The sequence below is a fragment of the Rhizobium anhuiense genome (assembly GCF_003985145.1).
In the GTDB taxonomy this organism is placed as follows: Bacteria; Pseudomonadota; Alphaproteobacteria; order Rhizobiales; family Rhizobiaceae; genus Rhizobium; species Rhizobium anhuiense.
In genome coordinates this window covers 565,567-585,585 of record NZ_ML133522.1, presented here as the reverse complement: position 1 = coordinate 585,585, position 20,019 = coordinate 565,567, and the positions used below count along the sequence as shown (strand labels likewise).

Annotated in this window: 23 protein-coding genes and 1 riboswitch; of the genes, 10 read left to right on the top strand and 13 right to left on the bottom strand. The window is 61.6% G+C overall.

Going from position 1 to position 20,019, the window contains the following annotated elements:
• Positions 1-299 precede the first annotated feature (299 nt).
• Positions 300-1,082, bottom strand: a complete 783-nt coding sequence (locus tag EEQ99_RS08940) for a class I SAM-dependent methyltransferase (protein WP_097542221.1) — start codon at positions 1,080-1,082, stop codon at positions 300-302.
• 444 nt (positions 1,083-1,526) lie between these two features.
• Here EEQ99_RS08940 and EEQ99_RS08935 point away from each other — a divergent pair, with 444 nt between their 5' ends.
• Positions 1,527-2,549, top strand: coding sequence for an LLM class flavin-dependent oxidoreductase (locus tag EEQ99_RS08935; protein WP_063473338.1), 1,023 nt, complete (start codon positions 1,527-1,529; stop codon positions 2,547-2,549).
• 3 nt (positions 2,550-2,552) lie between these two features.
• Here EEQ99_RS08935 and EEQ99_RS08930 read toward each other — a convergent pair whose 3' ends face one another.
• On the bottom strand, positions 2,553-3,380 hold the full coding sequence (locus tag EEQ99_RS08930; protein ID WP_097542220.1) for a helix-turn-helix transcriptional regulator: 828 nt from the start codon (positions 3,378-3,380) through the stop codon (positions 2,553-2,555).
• Between the two features lie 97 nt (positions 3,381-3,477).
• Between EEQ99_RS08930 and EEQ99_RS08925 the strand changes: the two genes are divergently transcribed.
• Both EEQ99_RS08925 and EEQ99_RS08920 read left to right on the top strand, forming a co-directional pair.
• The gene (locus EEQ99_RS08925; RefSeq protein ID WP_097542219.1) at positions 3,478-4,401 is read left to right on the top strand and encodes a phytanoyl-CoA dioxygenase family protein; all 924 of its coding nucleotides are present in this window, start codon (positions 3,478-3,480) and stop codon (positions 4,399-4,401) included.
• A gap of 298 nt (positions 4,402-4,699) precedes the next feature.
• Positions 4,700-5,626 carry a LysR family transcriptional regulator gene (locus tag EEQ99_RS08920; protein WP_097542218.1) on the top strand — a complete coding sequence of 309 codons (927 nt, stop codon included), beginning with the start codon at positions 4,700-4,702 and terminating at the stop codon, positions 5,624-5,626.
• On the opposite strand, the gene EEQ99_RS08915 is transcribed toward EEQ99_RS08920, so the two are convergent.
• The 3 genes from EEQ99_RS08915 to EEQ99_RS08905 all read right to left on the bottom strand — a co-directional run bounded on the left by EEQ99_RS08915 (position 5,613) and on the right by EEQ99_RS08905 (position 8,724).
• A complete protein-coding gene (locus EEQ99_RS08915) occupies positions 5,613-6,893 on the bottom strand; it encodes an MFS transporter (protein ID WP_097542217.1) in 1,281 nt (426 codons plus the stop codon). The two genes, EEQ99_RS08920 and EEQ99_RS08915, sit on opposite strands and share 14 nt — an antisense overlap.
• Entirely contained in the window at positions 6,890-7,534 is a 645-nt protein-coding gene (locus EEQ99_RS08910) for a winged helix-turn-helix domain-containing protein (RefSeq protein WP_063473342.1), read from the bottom strand. Before EEQ99_RS08910 ends, EEQ99_RS08915 begins: the two co-directional genes overlap by 4 nt.
• Positions 7,535-7,605: 71 nt before the next feature.
• Positions 7,606-8,724, bottom strand: a complete 1,119-nt coding sequence (locus tag EEQ99_RS08905; protein WP_047610688.1) for an adenylate/guanylate cyclase domain-containing protein — start codon at positions 8,722-8,724, stop codon at positions 7,606-7,608.
• A gap of 216 nt (positions 8,725-8,940) precedes the next feature.
• On the opposite strand from EEQ99_RS08905, the gene EEQ99_RS08895 reads away from it, so the two are divergent.
• A complete protein-coding gene (locus EEQ99_RS08895; protein WP_047610691.1) occupies positions 8,941-9,165 on the top strand; it encodes a hypothetical protein in 225 nt (74 codons plus the stop codon).
• 218 nt (positions 9,166-9,383) lie between these two features.
• Here the strand turns inward: EEQ99_RS08895 and EEQ99_RS08890 are convergent, their stop codons facing one another.
• Together EEQ99_RS08890 and EEQ99_RS08885 are read right to left on the bottom strand one after the other, a co-directional pair.
• Complete coding sequence (locus tag EEQ99_RS08890; protein ID WP_018485640.1) at positions 9,384-9,692, bottom strand: GCG_CRPN prefix-to-repeats domain-containing protein; 309 nt, start codon at positions 9,690-9,692, stop codon at positions 9,384-9,386.
• Between the two features lie 185 nt (positions 9,693-9,877).
• Complete coding sequence (locus EEQ99_RS08885) at positions 9,878-10,324, bottom strand: SRPBCC family protein (RefSeq protein WP_018242718.1); 447 nt, start codon at positions 10,322-10,324, stop codon at positions 9,878-9,880.
• A gap of 259 nt (positions 10,325-10,583) precedes the next feature.
• A riboswitch (FMN riboswitch) is annotated at positions 10,584-10,727 on the top strand.
• Positions 10,728-10,805: 78 nt separating this feature from the next.
• On the opposite strand from EEQ99_RS08885, the gene EEQ99_RS08880 reads away from it, so the two are divergent.
• Both EEQ99_RS08880 and EEQ99_RS08875 read left to right on the top strand, forming a co-directional pair.
• Positions 10,806-11,240, top strand: a complete 435-nt coding sequence (locus EEQ99_RS08880) for a 6,7-dimethyl-8-ribityllumazine synthase (RefSeq protein WP_047610695.1) — start codon at positions 10,806-10,808, stop codon at positions 11,238-11,240.
• A gap of 326 nt (positions 11,241-11,566) precedes the next feature.
• Positions 11,567-12,256 (top strand): VOC family protein, encoded by a 690-nt coding sequence (locus EEQ99_RS08875; RefSeq protein WP_063474706.1) that lies wholly within the window; start codon positions 11,567-11,569, stop codon positions 12,254-12,256.
• Positions 12,257-12,396: 140 nt separating this feature from the next.
• On the opposite strand, the gene EEQ99_RS08870 is transcribed toward EEQ99_RS08875, so the two are convergent.
• Positions 12,397-12,930 carry a cytochrome b gene (locus EEQ99_RS08870; RefSeq protein ID WP_097542214.1) on the bottom strand — a complete coding sequence of 178 codons (534 nt, stop codon included), beginning with the start codon at positions 12,928-12,930 and terminating at the stop codon, positions 12,397-12,399.
• A complete protein-coding gene (locus EEQ99_RS08865; protein ID WP_097542380.1) occupies positions 12,911-13,387 on the bottom strand; it encodes a MarR family winged helix-turn-helix transcriptional regulator in 477 nt (158 codons plus the stop codon). The genes EEQ99_RS08870 and EEQ99_RS08865 overlap by 20 nt, the downstream gene beginning before the upstream one ends.
• Before the next feature lie 98 nt (positions 13,388-13,485).
• Between EEQ99_RS08865 and EEQ99_RS08860 the strand changes: the two genes are divergently transcribed.
• On the top strand, positions 13,486-13,854 hold the full coding sequence (locus tag EEQ99_RS08860) for an antibiotic biosynthesis monooxygenase family protein (protein WP_174824441.1): 369 nt from the start codon (positions 13,486-13,488) through the stop codon (positions 13,852-13,854).
• Positions 13,855-13,924: 70 nt separating this feature from the next.
• On the opposite strand, the gene EEQ99_RS08855 is transcribed toward EEQ99_RS08860, so the two are convergent.
• Entirely contained in the window at positions 13,925-14,809 is an 885-nt protein-coding gene (locus EEQ99_RS08855; protein ID WP_063474677.1) for a LysR family transcriptional regulator, read from the bottom strand.
• A gap of 125 nt (positions 14,810-14,934) precedes the next feature.
• Here EEQ99_RS08855 and ampC point away from each other — a divergent pair, with 125 nt between their 5' ends.
• Positions 14,935-16,092 carry a class C beta-lactamase gene (gene ampC / locus EEQ99_RS08850; protein WP_127430360.1) on the top strand — a complete coding sequence of 386 codons (1,158 nt, stop codon included), beginning with the start codon at positions 14,935-14,937 and terminating at the stop codon, positions 16,090-16,092.
• A gap of 60 nt (positions 16,093-16,152) precedes the next feature.
• On the opposite strand, the gene EEQ99_RS08845 is transcribed toward ampC, so the two are convergent.
• Positions 16,153-16,929, bottom strand: a complete 777-nt coding sequence (locus tag EEQ99_RS08845) for a DUF1194 domain-containing protein (RefSeq protein ID WP_127430242.1) — start codon at positions 16,927-16,929, stop codon at positions 16,153-16,155.
• 113 nt (positions 16,930-17,042) lie between these two features.
• On the bottom strand, positions 17,043-17,945 hold the full coding sequence (locus EEQ99_RS08840; protein WP_047610706.1) for a LysR family transcriptional regulator: 903 nt from the start codon (positions 17,943-17,945) through the stop codon (positions 17,043-17,045).
• Between the two features lie 194 nt (positions 17,946-18,139).
• On the opposite strand from EEQ99_RS08840, the gene EEQ99_RS08835 reads away from it, so the two are divergent.
• Complete coding sequence (locus EEQ99_RS08835; RefSeq protein WP_097542378.1) at positions 18,140-18,865, top strand: SDR family NAD(P)-dependent oxidoreductase; 726 nt, start codon at positions 18,140-18,142, stop codon at positions 18,863-18,865.
• On the top strand, positions 18,859-19,347 hold the full coding sequence (locus EEQ99_RS08830) for a RidA family protein (protein ID WP_063474673.1): 489 nt from the start codon (positions 18,859-18,861) through the stop codon (positions 19,345-19,347). Before EEQ99_RS08835 ends, EEQ99_RS08830 begins: the two co-directional genes overlap by 7 nt.
• A gap of 59 nt (positions 19,348-19,406) precedes the next feature.
• On the opposite strand, the gene EEQ99_RS08825 is transcribed toward EEQ99_RS08830, so the two are convergent.
• Positions 19,407-19,946 carry a Pycsar system effector family protein gene (locus EEQ99_RS08825; RefSeq protein WP_047610710.1) on the bottom strand — a complete coding sequence of 180 codons (540 nt, stop codon included), beginning with the start codon at positions 19,944-19,946 and terminating at the stop codon, positions 19,407-19,409.
• Positions 19,947-20,019: the final 73 nt, after the last annotated feature.

The window sequence follows — 20,019 nt, the reverse complement described above, 5'->3', positions numbered from 1 at the left end:
TTCGCGGACACTATCGAAGAAAAGAAAAGCACCAGAAAAAACGAAAAAGCGCGAAACATATAATCTCCCAAATACCAACCGATAAAACCACTATCTCCTTAATTTCATTTGAATGATTCCAGAAAAACTCTCGCGAATCCGGCGATTCCCGACCTTCGCCGGCGAAGTGCGGGTGGGCGGCGTATTTTTTCCAGAGACAATGTGGGTGATTTTACGTCACCATGGTCTCGAATGATAGGACGCAGGCCGACACTGCATAGCAAACAAGCCACCCCGCTCAAACCGAGCAAAGTCTCTTCTCAGATCGGCTTAATTTCACCCCAGACAATTCTGGTAGCGACAACGAAACTCAACTGATCATCATCCGAATAGAAGCGCAGCAGGTCGGAGAGTTCGGCGTCAAAGCTTGCGATGCGGTCGCCAAGTTTAGACGGCGCGAAAGTATCCCGCGAATGCTGGCAGGAGACGAAATCCGCGACGCTCTGCTGAAAGGGATGCTCCGATACGAAGCGTTCGCTGCCATAGAGATTGAGATAGTTCTGGTAGCTTCGCACGCCCTCGGACCTTTTGTCGTGATCGAAAGGCTGACCCGTAACCTCTGGGACCCACTTCCCCAGGAAAGAATGCCAGTCCGATTGCCACGGAGGCTCGAACGGGTCGTCTCCGGAAATCACGGCCATGACATGGCCTGGCGCGGCATTTGCCAAAAGATGCGGAAACAACCTGCTATGATCCATCCAGTGGATGCTTGCCGCTGCGACCGTCAAATCGAAAGGACCACCTTTGACCGGAAAGTCCTCGGCAAAACTTTCTATCCAGCGGATATTCTGCGCGTTGCCACCCGGCAGCGACCGGCCGAGAGCGATCATATTCTCGGAAGGATCGACGGCCGTGATGGTCGCAAACGAACCTGTCAGCGGGCGGGAGATTTTTCCCGGCCCGCAGCCGATATCCAGGAGATGCCCTGTCCGCGGGGCGATTGCCAGAAGCTTTCGAAAGACGGCATCGGGGTAAGGTGGACGATACCGATAATTTGCGACAACGTCGGTTTCCGAAAAGGAGGAGCTTCTGTGCTGATCCATCAAAACTCCAGGCTCTCCCCACGGTGAGTGGTGTGTAGCACATGTTTATGTCGAGGATTTAGCGCTAGGTAGTGATCCACCCTAGTGGTCAACCGGGTGAGTTTCTGCTTGGCGCAGACACATCTGATCAAGGTGCGCACATCACCCCATCCTCCGTCATTCCTGTGCTTGTCACAGGAATCCAGCGCGCCCAGGTCCCTGGGCGCGAGAGACTTTCTTGCTTGGATGAGAGTCATTCACGGCGCAGACGCGCCGTGGCTGGATTCCTGTGACGAGCGCAGGAATGACGGAGGAAAGGGCACGCGACACTCTGTAGAGATAGCGGAAGATAGCGCGTCAAATGCCGGATAAGTGATACGCCACATCCCCCCGCTTCCGATTGTCTTCCGGCCCGAAACTATGCCATGACCCATCCACCATGAGATGCAACGGAAAAGGCGCGGCATGAAGAAGATCGGTTTCCTCTCGTTCGGGCACTGGACGCCCTCGCCCCAATCGCAGACGCGCTCGGCAGGCGACGCGCTGCTGCAGTCGATCGATCTTGCCGTAGCGGCCGAAGAGCTCGGGGCGGACGGGGCGTATTTTCGCGTGCATCATTTCGCCCGCCAGCTGGCCGCGCCCTTCCCGCTGCTATCGGCCGTCGGCGCCAGAACCAACCGGATCGAGATTGGCACCGCCGTCATCGACATGCGCTACGAGAACCCGCTCTATATGGCCGAAGATGCCGGTGCGGCCGACCTCATTGCCGGCGGCCGTCTGCAGCTCGGCATCAGCCGCGGTTCGCCCGAGCAGGTGATCGATGGCTGGCGCCATTTCGGCTATGCCCCGCCGGAAGGCCAGAGCGAGGCCGACATGGCCCGGCACCATGCCGAAGTCTTCCTCGAAGTGCTGCGCGGCGAAGGTTTTGCCAAACCGAATCCGCGGCCGATGTTTCCGAACCCGCCCGGCCAGCTGCGCCTCGAGCCGCATTCCGAGGGCCTGCGCGAACGCATCTGGTGGGGCGCGAGTTCCAACGCCACTGCCGTCTGGGCAGCCAAGCTCGGCATGAACCTGCAGAGCTCGACGCTGAAGGACGACGAAACGGGAGAGCCGTTCCACGTCCAGCAGGCCGACCAGATCCGCGCCTATCGCGCGGCCTGGAAAGAAGCCGGCCACACACGCCAGCCGCGCGTCTCGGTCAGCCGCAGCATCTTCGCGCTGGTCGATGACCGCGACCGCGCCTATTTCGGCTACGGCAACGACGAGGGTGACAAGATCGGCTTCATCGACGAGAAGACCCGGGCGATCTTCGGCCGCAGCTATGCTGCCGAGCCTGACGCCCTGATCAAGCAGCTCGCCGAGGACGAGGCAATCGCCGAAGCCGACACGCTGCTGCTGACCGTCCCCAACCAGCTCGGCGTCGCCTACAACACCCATGTCATCGAAGCGATCCTCACCCATGTTGCCCCGGCGCTCGGCTGGCGCTGACGTTCAAACCCGCCTGTATCTCGTGCGGAATTCACGAGGACTGCAGCCCTCGCGTTCGTGAAAGACACGCGAAAAATAAAACGGGTCATCCAGGCCGATCATGGCAGCAACCGTTTCGATCTTCTCGTCGGTAGTTGCCAGTAGCTGTTTGGCGTGATCCATGCGCGCCCGAAGCTGAAACGCCTTGGGAGGCAGCCCCGTCTCGAGCGTGAACCGCCGGCGCAGGGTGGCCGGCGAGATGCCGTGCTCGGCGGCGAAGGCAGCGAGATCCAACGGCTGCATCGCTCGCTGCCGCAGCGTTTCCACGATTGCGGCCATGTCGGGCCTTTCCTGTCGTCGATCGCCCGCGACACTTGCCGCCTGTCTGGCGGCTGAGATGACGATGCGATGCAGCATCAATGCCGCCGACGCCTGTCCGAGGTTGGTATCGTCAAGCAGATCGGTATGAAGCTTGGCGAAGAGCCGCGCGACGTCATCGAGATGATGCAAAGCGACGACCGGGTGCCGCTCGGCGATGAGCCTCAGCCGCACGAAGTCCCGCGTGAAGGACCCTTCGAAAAGCGCCCAGCGCTCGTCCCAGCCTGCTTCATCGGGGCCATAGGAATGGGCGCGGTTGGGAAACAGCCAGAAGAGGGCCGGCCCCGCCAAGCTCAAGCGGCCGCTGGCGGAGGTTTCCAGCCAGCCCTGCCCGCGCTCCACCAGCACGATGGCGAAACTCGGCAGTTTCCGATCCCTCACCGCATGATGGGCATGCTGCCGGCCACTGCCGGTGACCGCAAGTCCGCCGGCCGCGCCGAGCGGTGACCGATAGATGGCCTCGACGTCTTTCATGGTGAGCGAAAAGTCCAGCTATGATTTTCCTCTATGTCGGTTGTCCCAACAGATCAGCTAACGAATGGCGAGCCAACTCAAGCGATGGAAGGCTGAAATGTCAATTACCGCCGAAACGATGCAAGCCCGAAAGCCGGAATTTCCCCTTGCCGCCCACGGCAAGACCTTGCCTGCGGAGCGGACGGGCTGGCTCGCGCCGACCGATCCCGCCATCGGCGTCGACGCCATCCGCCGCCGCTACCAGGACGATGGTTATGTCTGGCTGAAACGCCTTCTGCCGCGGACCGATGTCCTCGATTTTCGCCGCTGGGTCTTCGAACGGCTTGCCGAAACCGGGCTGGTCGAGCCCGGCAGCGATTTTTCGCTGGGCATCGCGTCTGCCGCCGGCTTCGACAGGAGCCTGGCGGACCGGCGCCTGATGTCGCTGGTCCGCTCTGCCGCCTATGAAGGCTTCTGCGCGCAGCCGCCGCTTGCCCGTTTCATGGACGATTTCCTGCAGGGCATCTCTTATCTGCACAAGCGCAAGATCATGCGTTTCGTTCAGCCGGGATCGCCAACGGCCACACCGGCTCACTATGATCTCGTCTATCTCCGCGGCGGCACCAGACGCCTGGTGACGGCCTGGATTCCGATCGGCGACATCCCCGCCGAGATGGGTGGCCTGGTCTACCTCGAAGGCTCGCACGCGCTGGGCATCAAGATGGAGGCCGAGTTCCGGGCCGCAAGCGGTGATCTTTCTCCGGAAGAGCGGATCAGCGCCTATAACCGCCACATGGCCGAAGGCGGCTGGGTCTCGAAGGATCTCCCTGATATGGCGGAGCGCTTCGATACTCGCTGGCTCGCCGCCGATTATGAGGCCGGTGATGTGATGCTCCACTCGCCCTACATGATCCATGCCTCGACCACCAACCAGGACTGCAGCCGACGGCTGCGCCTCTCCACCGACATAAGATATCAGAATGTCGACGACGAGATCGACGTCCGATGGAACAACCATTGGAGTCTCGGCGACATGCTGTAGCGCGGTTCGACGGCCTCATTGGGCACAGCCCCGGCTCTGCCGGCGTATCATCCGGTATAGGCGACGGCGCTGCTGCGGAAAGGCGAGGCCAAAAACGCCCGTCAGCGTGGTCGCGGCGGCCGTTGTTGACCGGCAATCCGGTGTGATGGCCGCTATGGCAGGTTGATTGACGAACGGACGTCGACACAGAAGCGAAGCGCCCGGACCTTACTGCCGCGTCGGACGTTGATGCTGCGAACCTTGAATCTGTCGCATGACTGACCGAGGTATGCTGTAGCCGAACCGCTCGAGTGACCTGATGCCGCGTACGAACCTGAACGATATCCTGATCTTCATGGCAGTCGTCGATGCCGGAAGCTTTATCGCCGGCGGCCAGGCCATGGGCCTATCCCGTTCGGCGGCAGGAAAGGCCGTCATCCGCCTCGAAGACCGGCTTGGCGCGCGCCTGCTCAACCGTACGACGAGAACGCTGGGCCTGACCGATGAAGGCCGGATGTTTTACCAGCGCGGGCTGCAGATCCTCGCATCGGTCGACGAGGCGGAGGCGAGCGTGGCGGGGCAGAGCGGCACGCCGCAAGGTGTTCTCAGGCTCACCGTTCCCGATGCCTTGGGGCGGCTCGTCGTGCTGCCCCTGCTTGAAAAATATCTTCGGGCCTGGCCCGACATCCAGGTCGAAGTGAGCTTCACCGATCGCCCGGCCGACATCGTCGAAGAAGGCTCCGATCTGGCGATCCGGATCGACGCGACGGCGTCGGATACCCGCCTGGTCTCGCGCGTGATCGCCACCTATAAGGCGCGGCTCTGCGCGTCGCCGTCCTACCTGACTGAGCGCGGGGAACCGCGCAATATCGACGACCTTGCGGCCCACGATTGCCTGATCTTCGCCAGCCGCCATCAAAGGCAGGGCTGGCGCTTTCGCGGCGAAGGCGGCTCCTGGGTCAAGGCGCAGGGCCGCAGTCGCCTGAGGCTCGACAGCGGAGAGGCGATCCGCGACGCCGCGCTCGCGGGGCTTGGCATCGCGCTGCTTCCCGATTTTCTCGTCGCCGACGATCTTACCGCCGGTCGCCTCCGGCAGATCCTGCCCGACCTCGAAACCGACGACGCAAAAATCGTCGCCCTCTATCCCGACAAACGCCTGCTGGAACCGCGTGTCAGCCGCTTCATCGATCTGATGGTCGAGGAGCTTGGGGGCCAGGTACGCGACCATGACGCTAGCTCTCGGTGACAGCCTTGTCGAAGCCGCGGAAACTTTTCAGCGCCAGAGGAAAGAGGGTTGCGGCGAGATAGGCGAACCCGGTGAGCGAGAGCGCTGCGGCAAGGCCGATCATGCTGATCAGGGCGCCGCCGAAGAGGCCGCCGAACGGGATGAGGGCAAAGCAAAGGGCGGCGTTCATTGCGGTGACGCGGCCGATCAGCGGCTTGGGGATGCGCTCGAAGATCACCGCCGACAGGATCGGATTGAGGAAGCCCGAGGCAAATCCAGCGATTGCCAGGGTGAGGAAGATGATGGGGAGCGGCGCGTCCAGCGCAAGAACGAGAAAACGCGGAAATCCGGTCAGCAGGAAGGCCACCGTATAGACCATCAGGCGCGGCATCCGCTCGCCGATCGCAGCGGCAATCGCCGCGCCGGCGATCGAAGCGCCGGTGAAGGCCGCAAACATCGCCCCCAGCAATTCCGGGCCATGGCCCGAACTCTGCGTCCAGACGGGCAGCAGCACCGCCCCATAGGCCTGGTCCAGCAGATTGGTGGTCGCCACCATGATGACGATGCTGACGAGCACCGCATCGCCGCGCAGAAAGCACCAGCCTTCCCTGAGATCGCCGAGATAGGAGGACATTCCGCCCGGCCGAGTCTCGGGCGTGCCTCGCGGCGCGGGCATGCATTGCAGCCTTGGCATGCGTTGCAGCCTGGGCATACTTTTCAGCCCGGGGATGCCTACCCCCACAATCAGCGCGGCGGCGGCGAAGGTGACGGCATTGACGACCAGCGCCTGGCCCGGGCCGATCAGGCTGATCAACGCACCGGCGCCGGCCGCACCTACCGTGGAGGCCAGCCGCTCGATGGCGCCAACGACACCGGTCACCCGCTCAAGCGGCACGGCCGCCAATTCGGCGATATCAGGCACCATCGCCTGCTTGGCGGCATCGGACGGACCGCGTAGCACACCCATGGCAAAAACGATCGGTAGCAGTACCTGCATACCAAGCAGCCCGAGCCGGTCGAGCAGCGGCACCAGCATCACCACGGCCACCGAGGCGGCGTCGCAGACGACAGCGATGCGCTTCGTGCCGACGCGGTCGATCAGCGGCCCACTGAGCGCCTTGGCGGCGACATAGGGCAGCATTTCCATCATCGCCGTCAGCCCCGTTAGAACCGGGTTGCCCGTAGCGACCAGCACCAACCAGGGAATGGCGATGGTCGACAGCCGTGTGCCGGAAAGCGAAAGCGTCTCGGCGGCGGCAAGCGCCAGGAAAGGCCCACCCCTTCTCATGACCCGCCATCCTCCTCGCTATGCGGGAGCCGGCCCGGATAGGGAAAGGCGTGTAGCATGATCGAGAAAGGCACCATGCCCGGAGCGGTCGCCTCGCCCAAAGGCGGAGCCACCCGCATTGCTTCGAGGATGATGTCGGTCAGCTGCCTGGTCAGGACCTCGGCCTGTTCCGCCGTCATCGGGATGATGACGTCGTTGGCAGCGCTCGCCTTGCGCCATTCCGCCGGCAGTTCGGCATACTCCTCCAGCGCCTGCTGCATCTGGCCGACCTGCAGGGAGAGTACCGCCTGGTTGAAGGCGAGGTCGAGGTCAAGCGCTTCGCCCTCGGCCTCGCTTGCCGGCACCGAGGTGAGTTCGTGGCTGGCGCGCCACCAGCGGTCGCGCCGCGAAGCATGCGGCGCTTCCTCGATGAAGCCGTATTGGGCGAGCTGGCGCAGGTGATAGCTGGTCGCGCCGCTGTTCAGCCCAAGCCGCGCTGCAAGCTGTGTCGCCGTGGCAGGCCCGTCGATCCGCAGCATGCCGAGCATGCGCAGCCGAACCGGATGCGCCAGCGCCTTCAAGGCGGTCGGATCCGGCACGACGCGACTGACGGTGCGCGGTGCGGTGACGGATTGAACAGGCTGTGGGCGCGGTTTTTTCATGCGCGAAGCCTACTATTGCAAAGACATCTTTGCAAAGCTTTCTTTGCAATAATAGATGCCTTGCGCGTGGCTCAATCCGTCGGCAGCGTGAACACCGCACAAGGGTCGGCAATGCCCCGCAAGGTATGCTCTCCCAGCGGCATCAGCGCGGTCGTCGTATTCGCTGCCACGGCACCCGAGATCAGCACGCTTCGGCCGAGCGGCTTGCACAGCCCCTCCAATCGACTGACCAGATTGACGGCGGGGCCGATGGCGGTGAAGTCCAGCCGGTCGGCCGCGCCGATATTGCCCCACAGGATCTCGCCGAAATGCAGCGCCGCGCCGAAGGGCAGCGGCGCCAGCCCCTGCGCCTGCCGCAGTTGGTCGAGATGGGCCATGCCCGCCCGGCTGGCGGCGACCGCGCGAAGGGCGGCCTCGCAGGCTTCGCGATCCCCTTGGGCTGCATCGCCTTCGCCCGACGCAACAGTGACCGGAAAGATCGCCAGCACGCCGTCGCCGATGAACTTCAGCACCTCACCGCCGAAGGCATGCACTGCGCCGGCGACGCGGTCGAACCAGGCATCCAGCGCTGATATCATCACGTGAGGTTCGGTTACCTCGGAGAGCGCGGTGAAGTCGCGCAGATCGGCGCAGAGAAGCGCCGCGCGGATGGTCTCGCCGGTGCCGCGGGCAAGCGCGCCGGCCTGCACCCGGGCGGCACTGCGCCGGCCGAGATAGGCTTCGAGCAGCGCGGCCCGCGCCTCCCGCGCCGCCAAAGCGGCGAGCGGCGCTGCGGCAAAACGCGCGACCTCGCAGAGCAGGCTGGCTTCGGCCGGAGCGAATGCACCGCCCCCTGCCCCGTCGGCAATCCCTGCCCAGCCGAGTAGCGGGCTGTCCGATGCCTGTTTGTCCCGCGGCGGCCCGATCCTTGCCTCCCATACCGGCCCCAACCCGGCGAGCCACTCGCGCCCGGCCTCACTTTGCGGGGCCGCGGCGAAGGCCAATGCCTCGATGACGGCGCCGGTCTCGGCCCGCCACAGCCAGGTGCGCCGCGCGATGATCGGATGCGGCACCGAAAGCGTCAGCGCCCCGCCGGAAAGCGGCAGGCCATCGGCCAGCAACCGTCGCCCGAGCTCGGCCAGAAACCGTTCGGGACCAGGCGAGGCCCCGGCCTCGTCAACCAGCCAGGCAAGGGGAGACGGCAGATCCATCGCTCAACATCGCATGCCGACGTGGACGTCCGCAAGGATATCGCCGGGGTGATCGCGGAGACGTTTTTCAGCGACCAGTCCGACGCCTGTAAAAGGCGTCCGCATCGCCTGTCGAAAACCGTCCAGCGCGGTGGAAAACAAAAAATAAACACTTTAAACTTGCGCGACTTTGATTCCATTATAGGATCGTTCGTCATCGTGTGATTGAGGGGTACGATGGGCACGATATTCTGGCCGAAAGATCCGCTGGATGGGGATGACATGACGCTGCTGACGTCGATCCTCCGGCGATGGTGCGAAAGATATCAGGTCGAGCTGACGGCGGAGGAGAGCAGCCGCAAGGCGAAGGAACTCGTCGAATGGTTCGAATTCGGCGTCAAGGATCCTGTTGAGCTTGAAGAACTGATCGACGGCAAGTACTGGCTCGTCAGCAGTATTTGACCATATCGGACAAATCCAGAGAACGCTGCCTGTCAGCGTCGGCGAAGCCGTTTCATCAGAAAAGGCCGGGCGAAAATCGCTCCGGCCTTCGTCCATCTCGATCTCATGCATGTCGCCCAAAAGCGTGCAGCGGTTTTGGGACAACCACATGCATAAATCAAAGACTTAAAGCGCGTCGCATGACTCCGGTTTGACGCGACGCGCTTTAAGCGAGACGTTTAGTCATCATCCCGCCAACGACGGTCGCGATCCCAGCGCCTCTCATGGCGCCAGCGCGGGCCATCCCAATCCCGGTGACGCCGCTCCCAGCCCCAGCGGGGCGGACCACCGTAGAAAGCGACTGGCGGCGGGCGGCGCCAGTTTCGCCGGCATTCGCCCCAGCGGGTCAGGTGCCAGCCGCGACCGCAGGCATAGTCGACCTTCGTCACATTGCTCTGCACATTGATTGTTCCAATCGGCATCGCCTCAGCTGTACCGATCGAGAGGCTGCCGGCAAGCAAGGCAGCCGCGATAGAAAGTGCCTTCATCGAGAACTCCATTTCAATCCAGCCGCAATCACTTTAGGAGCGCCAAATTGAACTGGAGATGAACTGCGCGTTCATGTTTGCGGGAGCAAAAGAAGCGCTTTCGGACAGCCGATCGCAGCGCCGGCCGGCAGTATTCCCCGCTGCGGCAAACGCTTCCGGGCACCCTGCTGCCGGCGCAAAACCGTTCATGTCCTGCCGTAAAAAGGATCGGGACCCGGATCACGCCCGGCGGCGACCTCGGTCAGCCGCCCGAGATAATGGGCCCAGCCTTCCGCATGGCCGGCGCATTGATCGGCGCTGGGCAGGCCGCTATGGGTGAGCCGCAGCAGCGTTCCGCCGCCCTGCTCGATCAGGTCGATCTCGACCAGGCTCGATCCCGGCGGTACCACTTCGCTGCCGTCCCAGCCGAAACTGTAGGCAAGGCGATGAACCGGCACCACCTCGCGAAACGAGCCGCGCGCAAAGCGGGCGCCGGTGACATTGACGAGATAGAGCCCGCCCGGTTGCGGCTCTACCTGCGCTTCCGTTCCCATCCAGCGCAGGATCTTCTCCGGATCGGTCATCAGCGCAAACACCGCAGCCGGCGGCGCCGCGATATGCGCCTCGCGGTGAACGACGAAAGATTCTGGCATCACTCCCTCCCATGGTGGCTGTCGCCTGCCCCGCCTCGGGCGAAGACGGCGTATCCTGTTCCGTTATGTTGTTCCGACGTGGATGTCCTCACCCGAGCATGTAGGGGCAAGCCCATCCTCAGCAAGAGGCATCGGCTGTTCGCCATCGACGGAGAAACGAAACCGCCACTTTGCGAGCCTTGATCCGCATCGACAGATTCATCGATCACGAAAGCATTTCCGACCTATTGCCAGCCCGCCGCCTTCCCCCTATTGTCGCCGCCGTTCTCAGGGCGGGGTGAAAGTCCCTACCGGCGGTATGCAGTTTCGATTGCGAGCCCGCGAGCGCCTTCTTAAGGAAGGGTCAGCAGATCAGGTGAGATGCCTGAGCCGACGGTCATAGTCCGGATGAAAGAGAACGTGCGTTCCTGCCGCCCTTGCGGCTGTCGGGAACGTTCGTGATCGCCTTGGGTGATGTGTCTGTTCGCCAAAGGAGATTACCATGACACCCACCCGCTACGCCTTCGTCAAAGCGAGCTGGCACGCCGACATCGTCGACCGCGCCCTTGATGGCTTCTATCAGCTCGTTCCGCCCGAGCAGGTCGATGTGTTCGATGTTCCCGGCGCATTCGAGATGCCGCTGCTGTCGCGCGATCTCGCCGCAACCGGGCGTTATGGCGCCGTCATTGCCGCCGCCTTCGTCGTCGACGGCGGCATTTACCGCCACGAATTCGTCGCGCAGGCCGTCGTCGATGGGCTGATGCGCGCCGGCATGGATACCGGCGTGCCGGTGCTGTCGGTTTCGCTGACGCCGCATCAGTATCAGGAAACCGAACACCACAAGCAGATCTACCGTGCGCACTTCATCGAAAAAGGGCGCGAGGCAGCAAAGGCAGCCCTGACGATCGGCAAAACCCGCGCCGCTCTCGCCGCGTAGTAGGATCCATCTTCCCGAACGCGGCTCGATGAGCCGCAACACAAGAGCGAAGACGGCGGGAACTAACCCGCCGCCTCACTGGATCGACTGACCTTGCCACCCCGCGGGTCGGAAACGACACGCCCAAGGGTGGGGAACGACACGCCCAAGGGTGGGGAACGACACGTCCGCGGATCGGAGCAACAGGCCTTGTGTCGCAGCGGAATCCGCCAATACCGGCCAAATCCGACAGAATAATTGATTCGACGGCCCGACCGCGCTGTGGTCCACTGACCGCTGACATGTATCGCCATTCTTAACGCATCCCAAACCCCATGGAGCTGAAGATGAGCAATGCACTGCGCAGCGAAACCCCCATGCAAACCCCAAAATCACAGCCTGTCGACACCAAGCTCGAGGTGGTCGTCATCCCCGTTTCCGATGTCGACCGCGCCAAACGTTTTTACGACGGCTTGGGTTGGCGGCTCGACGCCGACTTTGCAAATGACGCCGATTTCCGTGTGATCCAGTTTACCCCGCCCGGCTCCGGCTGCGCGATCATCTTCGGCAAGAATGTCACTGCCGCAGCCCCGGGTTCCGCCCAGGGACTCTACCTGGTCGTCTCCGATATCGAGGCTGCCCGTCGCGATCTGATCGCCCGCGGCGTCGAGGTCAGCGACGTGTTTCATGACGCTGCCGGCGTCTATGCCGGCAGGGACGAGCCCTATCTGTTCGGGCGGCTGCGCATCGCCGGCCGCGATCCCGAACATCGCAGCTACCGCTCCTTCGCCTCGTTCAAGGATCCGGACGGCAACGGCTGGCTGTTCCAGGAAGTCACCACGCGGCTGCCCGGACGCATCGACGCCGACGAAACGAAATTCACGACTTCCACCGAGCTTGCGGCAGCACTGCGCCGCGCGGCAACCGCCCACGGCGAACACGAGAAGCGAAACGGCGGCAAGCACGACGAAGGCTGGCCGGACTGGTACGCCGAATACATGGTCAGCGAACAGGCCGGCAAGCAGTTGCCGCTATAGGCACGGGCTCCAGCGTCATCGCAGACGGCAACATCGTTTGACAAGCGTCTCGGCACGCATCGCGCCGAGACGTTTTATCGTGTCTGCCTTCCTCGTAGCGGCTCTCGGTTCAGACACCCTCGCCGCCTCGTCAGCCGACCTCAGCCGCCATACCACATCCGCCGCAGCAGGTGATCGCCGCGGACGAGTTGGTGAAAGAGCGCAGCGCCGGCATGGAAGACCAGCAGGCCGACAAGCAGCAAGGCGCCTAACCCATGCGGGCCACGCGGCGGATAGGCAGTGAAATCAGGCAGCATGGCGCCGGGTGTCCCGAAGACGGCGGGGGCGGCACCGCTGAGGATCATCATCCCGATGCCGCTGGCGACCATGCCGAGAATGAAGACGTAAAAGGCGACGTGGACAAAGCGCGCGAGGCGCGCCTGCCAGCGAGGCGATGCCTTAACCGGCGCAGGCTTGCGATCAAAACGCCACCACCAGACAAGGCGAAGAGCCGTGAGAAGCAGGACGATGACCGCCACCGGAATGTGGAAGCGCAGCAGCCCAGCCTTGGTCGCCGCGTCCACGGCGTTGGCGGCCCGGAAGCCGGAGCCGAGCAGCGCCAGGATCAGAACCGCGCTCAGCCAGTGGATCGAGATCGCTATTGCGCCATAGCGATCAGGCCTGCTCTTCAACATCTCCATTTCCTTCCAGTTTGCTGCGCAGCGCCTTCATGACGGCGTGCGTGGTTTTGAGATCCTCGACCTGAAGCCCTTCGGAGAGCATATCGACCCACGGCGCCTGCAGGTGCATGGCGGTTTCATATGCCTGTTTTCCCTTGTCCGTCAGCACGACGAGCTGTGCCCGCCGGTGATGCGGATTGGGCTGGAACGCCAGAAGCCCTTCCTTGTCCAGATCGTTGACGATGCGCTGGACGTTCTGGCGGTTGGCCCCCATGTCGCGCGCCAGCCACGCGACTGGCTGCGGCCGATCTGCCGTGGCCACAGTGCCGAGGACATGCCATCGGGCGCTCGTCAGACCGAGCCCCTCGACGAGCTTGTCGCCCGCGTTGATCATCCGGTTGTTGAGCCGGAAGAGATCCAGAATGAGGTCGGTCAAGGCTGTTCCAGCCGGGCTTCGCTGAGGTCTTTGCATTTGTCACCATGTACCTATATTGACATTATGGTGTCAAAGGAAATATGTATCCTTATCACCAGATTGACATCATGTAACCAATTCAGATGGAGCCGACCATGTCACTCATGCGTCCGATGGACCCCGCCTTCCCGATCGATCGTCAAATCGCGCTCGATGCTTCCGCGATCGTCCTCATCAATCTCTTCACGCTCGACAAGGCCGACGAGCAGGCCTTCCTTGAAGCCTGGCAGGCCGATGCGGCCTTCATGAAACGCCAGCCGGGCTTCATCTCGACCCAGCTTCACCGGGCTATCGGCGAAAGTCCTGCCTATCTCAACTATGCCGTCTGGGAATCGACCGCCGACTTCAGGGCGGCATTCTCGCATCCAGAGTTCAGGGCAAAGCTCTCCTCCTACCCGTCCTCGGCCGTTGCCTCCCCGCACCTCTTCCAGAAGGTCGCCGTGCCGGGCATCTGCGTCGCCTAGGAAGCCCGTTCCCTGAGAGCGGGCACATGGATCTTCGCGGTCCGGTCCCTCGACTCCGCGCCAGAAGGTCTCATTGAGATGTGGAAGACATCTGCGACATTATCCAATCGGAAAATGCGAGCATGGCTGCCGTTGGCGGCCTTGATTGAAGTCGGGTCAGCCAATAGCTCCCCAATGATATCGTCGTGGGAAAGGGTTGGTTTAGAGCCCCTGACGACAGGTGCCTGGAAAACATCGACGGCGGCGCCAGAGCGATTCCCAATCCTTGCAGCGCCGCCTCCGTCATGGCGACGGAAGAGTCGAAAACGATGCCTGCGTTGACCTGCGCCGCCGGAGGAACATCCGCTGCCGCAAACCAGGTGCTCCACTCGTCGGCCCTGTAACTGCGCAAAAGCGTCGCCTCGAGTAGGTCTGCGGGCGACCTTAAACGCTCCGCCAATTTGGGGGTGCAGAGTGGAGAGAGCGGAGCGTCGAACAGACGCGAGGCTTCCGTGCCGTGCCAGGAGCCGCTGCCAAAGCGAATGGCGAGATCCAGTCCTTCAGCGGCCATGTCGACGCGATTATTGTTTGTCGAAATGCGCACGTCGATGAAGGGATGACGCTGTTGAAAATCCGGAAGCCTTGGCAATAACCAGCCGACAGCAAAGGTTCCGACGACGCCCAAAAACAGCAATTCCCGAACCTGACCGGCTTCAATCCTGTCCAGCGTGATTGCCATTTGATCGAAGGAAGTGGTCAACGTCGGCAAAAGAGCTTCACCTTCTGCGGTGATTTTCAGGCCCCTTGGAAGGCGCTGGAAAAGGGCAACGCCCAATCGCTTCTCCAGGCTTTTGACCTGCTGGCTGACAGCGGCCTGGGTAACACAAAGCTCGATCGCGGCGCGGGTGAAGCTGAGATGTCTCGCCGAAGCTTCAAAGGCCCTCAAGCCATTCAAAGGAAGGAATTGCCGAACCATTTTAGCCATAGATTTTCTTGTGTTTCCTCCGAGATATCATCGTTTGCCGCCACAAAACAGTGCCGCTAAATGCCATGCTCATGCGCCCTTTGGCGCTGAGAAAGCTGCTTCCAGAGGATGAAAAAATGAAGTGTGACTGGCTAGGAATTCTATCGGCCGCATTGGTCTCGACATGCGTTTCTACAAGTGGCTTTGCGGCCGACGAGATGAAGCTCAAAGCCATCTCGGACGCTGCGATCAAACCGGTCATGGACAAATACGGCATCCCCGGCATGGCCGTTGCCATCACCGTCGACGGCGAGAACCACATCTTCAATTACGGTGTCGTCTCGAAGGACACCGGCAGGCCGGTCACTGCGACCACCATGTTCGAACTGGGATCGATCAGCAAAACATTTACGGTGACCCTGACATCCTACGCGGAAGCGATCGGCCGACTTTCACTGTCGGATCAGGTCAGCAAATATCTTCCGTCGATGAAGGGAAAGCCTTTCGGCGAAGTCGCGCTGATGAATTTGGCCACGCATACGGCTGGTGGGTTTCCGCTGCAGGTTCCCGATGACATCAAAACCGAAAAACAACTGATCGACTATTTTAAAACCTGGCGCCCCTCATACGAGGCTGGGACCCATCGAACTTACGCCAATCCAAGCATTGGAATGCTTGGATATATAACGGCGAAAAGCATGGATGAGGGTTTCGTCGCTTTGATGGAAGGCAAATTGTTTCCCTCCCTTGGATTGAAAAGCACGTTCATCGATGTGCCGAAATCGCGAATGGCGGACTATGCCCAAGGCTACAAGCGGAGCGGCGATCCCGCCCGGATGGCGTCGGCATCTCTTTCATCGGAAGCCTATGGTGTCAAATCGACAGCGAGCGACATGATCCGGTTCGTCGACGCGAACATGGGCCTGGTCAAGCTGGACGAGACGTTCCAGCGGGCGATCACGAATACGCATCGGGAATACTTCGATGTCGGCGCGATGACCCAAGACCTTATTTGGGAGCAGTATTCCTATCCCACCACGCTGACGACGTTGATGGACAACAATTCCAGCGCGATGCTGAAGACCATTCCCGTCAAGCAACTGACGCCTGCAGCGGAGCCGCGCGACGATCAATGGATCAACAAAACCGGCTCGACGAATGGTTTCGGCGCCTATGTGGCCTTCATCCCGAAAGAGCGGATTGGCATCGTCATCCTGGCCAACAAAAACTATCCCAACGAGGATCGCGTCTCTGCCGCTTACCGAATACTGACTGATATAATTTCGGCGCCCTGACCCGGTAGAGCATGATGCCGAAAAGTGTGCGCGGTTTTCGGACGACATCCGGTTCTGGCATCAGCGGTCGAACATGTCCCGCCATTGCTTCTCACCGATCAGGCAGTCGGCACCCGTCTCGCCGCCGGCGGTTTTCTGCACCGTCGCCGGCGGGGAAAGGCCGCTGATCTCCAGCACCAACTTGCGGCGCACGGCAACGGCAAAATCCTCGATCTTGCGGACCGGCAGCACGAAGGCGCCGGGCCCGCCGATCACGCAGTCCGCATAATATTTGTCGAGCCCGTTGGGCGCATCGGAAGGTCGCAGCATGATGGCCAGGCCGTTGATGATCATGCCTGCTTCCACCGCCTTGTCGCGGGCGGGGCTGACGGGATTGCCCGAATTGTTCGGCCCGTCGCCGGAGACATCGATCACCTGTCGTCTGGACTGAAAGGGACTGGAAACGATCATGCTGGCGCCCTGGGCGATCGCGGTGGAGATCGATGTGCGCCGCTGCGTGGCAATCGGCCGGGCTTCGAGCTTGTCGGCAAAAGCGATCGCATCCTCTTCCGTCTCGATCACCTGCCAGTCGATCACCGAATCCTGGACGACATAACCGGCCCATTCGAAATAGCTGATGGCGATGCGGCCGGTCAGCCCGCCCTTCACCGCGTCGATGAATTCCTTGTGCTTGAGCGCTTCGACATAACCCTCGCGCTGGATGCCGATCTCCTCGAAATCCATCGACCGCGAGGTGTCGACGGCGAGCACCAGCGTCGCGTCGACCTCGCTTCCCCCCGCCTGCGCGGCCGGGACGAGGCCGGAAAGACCCATAAGCACCGCAAGTGTCGTCAGCATTGGCAATCCAATCCCCGCACCATCCAGGCCAGCGAACTCTAACACAGCTTGGCCGACGCAGGATGCCCGGCCGTGCGCCCAGCTTCAATTTTCGGTGATGGAATCGAAAGCCGTCAATGCAAGGGAAGCCACAAGGGGCTCTTCCATGTTTTCAGCGCCTCGAGAAAGACCTGCAACCGGGAGGGCAGGAAGCGGCGCGTGGGATAGACGGCATGCACGAAAATTTCTTCGGACGACCAGTCCGGCAGCAGGCGGATAAGCTCGCCGCTTTTGATCTGCTCGTCGCAATAGGTCGAAGGCAACAACCCGATCCCGTGTCCGCGATAGGTGAAGGCGCTCACCGCATCGAAATCCCGGCTCGATACCAGCCCCGATACATGCACGTCGATCGATTTGCGCCCGCTGACGAGATGCCATTCCGCTTCGCCGTTGCGACCGTTCAGCAGAACGCACTGATGGTCCTTCAGGTCTTCGGGCTTTAAGGGAAGCACCCTGCCCTTCAGGTAGTCCGGCGCGGCGACCAGATAGCGTACGCTCTTCCCGAGCCGCTGCGCAACGATGGTCGAATCCTTGAGATCGCCGAAGCGGATGCCGAGATCAATGTTCTCCGCGATCAGATCAAGGAACAGGTTGGTGACGAAGAGATCGACCTGAATCTTCGGATATGTCTTCAGGAAGGCCGAGACGAATTCGTAGAAGGCCTCCTGTCCAAAAATGACGGGCACGGAGATCTTCAGCAGACCTTCAGGCTTTTTCTGGGTCTCGGTCAGCACCTCCTCGGCGTCGAGGAGATGGGCAAGCGGTTCACTGCACTGATCGAAATAGGCCCTGCCCTGCGCCGTGAGGCTCAGCTTGCGGGTCGTCCGCTGCAGCAGCGTCACGCCGAGTTGCTCCTCCAGCGACGTCACCTTCCTGCTGACGGTCGACACCGGCATGCCAAGTGAATGGGCCGCACGGCTGAAGCTGCCATACTGCGCCACCTTCACGAAAACGGCGATGTCGTTCAGATCGGCCATGCCGGGATTTTTGCATATGTGCAAAAGAGAATCCAGATATTTCCATCTAACCGAGTAATGGAGTTTTCGCCATATTCACCCTGCGAAAACAATCACAACCCGATGGAGGCGCATTCGCAGCAGCCCCATCTCGAGCGACCCCGCCTTCGCAAAGCCAAGGCCCGCGTTGCCCGAACCAGTTTATGGAGATCAGCATGACTACGGGAAAAACAGTCATCGTCACGGGCGCCTCCCAGGGTATCGGAGCCGGGCTCGTCAACGCCTTCATCGAGCGCGGTTACAATGTCGTTGCCACCTCGCGCCAGGTCAGCGCCTCAGAGGCGTTCCAAGCCTCCGACAAGCTGGCGCTCGTTGACGGCGACATCGGCGATGCCGAAACCGCAGCGCGGGTAGCAAAAACCGCAATCGACCGGTTCGGCTCGATCGACGGCCTCGTCAACAATGCCGGCATTTTCCTAGCCAAGCCGTTCGTCGATTTCACAATGGCCGACTTCAATAAATTGTCCTCGACCAATCTCGAAGGCTTCATCCACCTGACCCAACTGGTCGTCAGGCAGATGCTCGCGCAGAAAACCGGCGGCAGCGTCGTCAGCATCACCACGCCATTGACCGATCATCCGATCGCCGGCTTCTCCGCCTCGGTGTCGATGATGACCAAGGGCGGCATCAACGCCATCTCCAAGAACCTGGCGATGGAATATGCAAACGAGAAAATTCGCTTCAACATTGTGGCTCCCGGCGTGGTGGACACGCCGCTGCACAAGGACAATCCGAAGGATTTCCTGAAGACGCTGTCGCCGATAACAGGCATATCCAACGTCGAGGAGATCGTCGACGCTGTCATCTTCCTGACCGAAGCGCCGCGCGTAACCGGGGAGGTGCTGCACGTCGACGGCGGCGCACATCTGGGCAAATGGTAAACCATGCGAAAGCACAGGCAGCCGGCGCGGAACGACGGCTGCAGGAACTCGGCATCACCCTTCCCCCGCCGCCGACGCCCTTCGGCGCCTATGTCGAAGCGACAAGGACCGGCAATCTGGTCTTCTTCAGCGGGATGCTGCCCGTCGTCGGTCATGAGCCCCGCTATATCGGCCGCGTCGGCGGTGCCCTGACGGTCGAAGACGGCAGGAAGGCGGCCGAAACGGCAACGCTGAGCGCGCTTGCGGCCGCCAGAGACTATCTGGGCTCGCTGGAAAGGGTCGCCAGAGTCGTCAAGCTCGGCGTCTACATCGCGACCGAAGGTGATTTCCGCGACCATCCGAAGGTGGCCGACGGAGCATCCGAAATGCTGCTTGCTGTCTTCGGCGAGGAAAAGCTCTCAGGCCGCGTCGTGCTCGGTGTCGCCAGCCTGCCCCTCGGCCTGCCGATAGAACTGGAGCTCGTCCTCGAAGTTGATGGCTGAAAGCAGCCGGGCATGTTGCGGCATGCCCGGCCAAAGCGTCCGCATCAGACTTGATGCGCTCACACCGCCACCAACAGCAGCACATAGGCGATCACACTCACCATCAGCCCGCGGAACGCGAAGGTAACGCAGCGGTATTTGCTGCGGGCGATGGCCGAGAGGATGTTGGCGTTTTCGAGATATTGGTCGAAAAGATAGCGTTCGTCTCGCCGCAGTGCCGCCTCGAAGAACAGATCGCGGTGGTTGTGCCATGCGCCCCAGAACAGCGAGGTCGAGCTGTCCAAACGGCGCGGCAGCACGACGAGGATCGCCGACAGGATGGAAAAGACCGAAGCGGCAGCAAGCAGGCCCGAGAACAACATGCTCCCTGGCGCCCCGTTCGCGTAGCGGGCCGGGCTGAAGACTGCCCTCACCTCGCTAGAGCTCACCAGGAAGGCCAGCATGAAAGTAAAGATATAGGCAGCCTTCTGATCGGAGATCTTGATCTGATCATAGAATATATCATTGATTTTCTTGATGTGGTCGAAATAACCGGCGCCAATGTCACCTGTCGACGGTTCGCTTGGCATAAGTTCAGTTGCACTCTCGAATTCGCTCACCTGAATACTCCACCCAAAAAGTGTTTCCCTGATATTACACTTCACAGCGAATTCAAGAACACGTGTGCAACGC